Here is a 1,014-nt window from a genome sequence, read left to right as displayed (position 1 = left end):
CCAGTAGCGCTGGTGTTGGAAGGGGTAGGTGGGGAGGTTGATGGGTTGGTTGTGGGGGATGGGCCAGTTGATGGTGTGGCCGTGGGTGTGGAGGTGGGCTGCGGAGGTGAGGAGGCGGGTGAGGGTGCCTTCGTTGCGGCGGAGGGTGCCGGTGATGGTGTCGGCGCCTTCGGTTTCTTCGATGCTGTAGGTGAGGACGGGGTGGGCGCTGGATTCGATGTAGGTGGTGTAGCCGCTCTCGGTGAGGTGTTCGATGGCGGTGTGGAAGTGGACGGTCTGGCGGAGGTTGCGGTACCAGTAACCGGTGTCGAGTTCGGTGGTGTTGAGGAATCCGGGTTCTACGGTGGAGAAGAACGGGATCTCGGCGGTTTGGGGTGTGATCCCGGCGAGGGCCTCGGCCAGCTGCTGCTCGATGGTTTCGACGTGCGCGGAGTGTGAGGCGTAGTCGACGGGGATGAGCCGGGCCCGGACGTCTTGTTCCTGGAGTTGAGCGACGAGGGCTTCTACGGCGTCCTTGTCGCCCGAGACGACGGTGGCGTTGGGGCCGTTGATCGCGGCGATGCCGACACCGCTGGTCAGGTGTTCCCGGACCACCTCGACCGGCTGCGGGATGGAGGCCATGGCGCCTCGTCCGGCGAGGTGTTCGGCGATGATCCGGGCGCGTACGGCGACGATCTTGGCCGCGTCCTCCAGGGACAGCGCGCCCGCGACAGCCGCAGCGGCGATCTCGCCCTGGGAGTGTCCGACCACGGCGTCGGGATGGATGCCCAGCTGCTTCCAGGTGGCGGCGAGGGAGACCATCACGGCCCAGGTGACCGGCTGGATGACGTCGACACGGTCCAGCTCGGTGCCGGAGCGGAGAACATCGGTCAGCGACCAGTCGACGTGCGGCGCGAGCGCTGTCTCGCACCGGGCGATGGATTCCGCGAACACCGGCACGGTGTCCAGGAGGTCCGCGCCCATACCGGCCCATTGCGTCCCCTGTCCGGGGAACACGAACACGGTCTTGCCGGT

At 67.2% G+C, this 1,014-nt stretch carries 1 protein-coding gene; it reads right to left on the bottom strand.

What is annotated here, in order from left to right:
- On the bottom strand, positions 1–963 hold a 963-nt coding region (locus ACLIYP_RS30560; protein ID WP_412716316.1), incomplete at its 3' end, for an acyltransferase domain-containing protein.
- Positions 964–1,014: the final 51 nt, after the last annotated feature.

The sequence above is a fragment of the Streptomyces nanhaiensis genome (assembly GCF_046614825.1).
GTDB lineage: Bacteria > Actinomycetota > Actinomycetes > Streptomycetales > Streptomycetaceae > Streptomyces > Streptomyces radiopugnans.
The sequence above is the reverse complement of the archived record's forward strand: the minus strand, read 5'-3'. Positions and strand labels throughout refer to the sequence as shown.